1 pseudogene is annotated in these 745 nt (G+C 36.8%); it reads left to right on the top strand.

Features of this window, described 5'->3' with window-relative positions:
- Positions 1 to 466: 466 nt before the first annotated feature.
- Positions 467 to 745 (top strand): annotated as a pseudogene (locus JMX82_RS14185) (protein phosphatase); the annotation flags it as partial.

Below are 745 nucleotides of genomic sequence, written 5' to 3'. Positions count from 1 at the left end.
TATTGCCCAATATTGCCCAAGCTACCTGGGTATTTCTTTGAAAGCTAAACAATTCGCTAAGCTATACAAGACGGTGCTTATTATCAATTTTTAGTACCAGGGTGTATTAAAAAATCGACTCTCTGTCCTATTGAAACTGATAATGACGTACCCTAAAAAACGCTGATATCGTCACCTGAGAAGTACGTTATATATAATCTGTAATAATCAGCAAAAGTAAATATTTTACTGTTTGTATGGTAGATCTATCATGTCGATGGCTTATAGATAGGAATGAAAGGTTAGACCATGGTATATAAGTTCATTTATCTTTTCTAGCGATATACCCTTAAACCTAACAATAATCAAAGCTAACTATTGTTTTTAGATAGTCTGGGAGATTTATTATAGTATATAACCTAGAAAAAAAATCACTAGGCAGTCTACTATACTTGTCTTAATGATAATAAATAATAAGCGAATGAATATGACAGCGACTTCGAGTTATGAGTATGAACCTCTTGCTGAAACAATAGCTCACGCCTGCGCCATTACTTTTCAAGGTAATGCCAGCAACGGCCTACAGCAAGACGCATTTTTCTTCTTAGATCACTGGTATCAAGAGGACTTAGGAGTAATGCCAGTGACATCAGTGCAAGCGCCATTTTGTCTTGCGGTATCGGATGGCGTTGCTAGCTCTAACCAGTCACAGCACTGCTCAAAGGCAGTTGTCAAAGCAATTAAAAAGCTATGGGATAGCAATCAA

Source organism: Psychrobacter sp. 1044 (assembly GCF_904846525.1).
Classification (GTDB): Bacteria; Pseudomonadota; Gammaproteobacteria; order Pseudomonadales; family Moraxellaceae; genus Psychrobacter.
The sequence above is the reverse complement of the archived record's forward strand: the minus strand, read 5'-3'. Positions and strand labels throughout refer to the sequence as shown.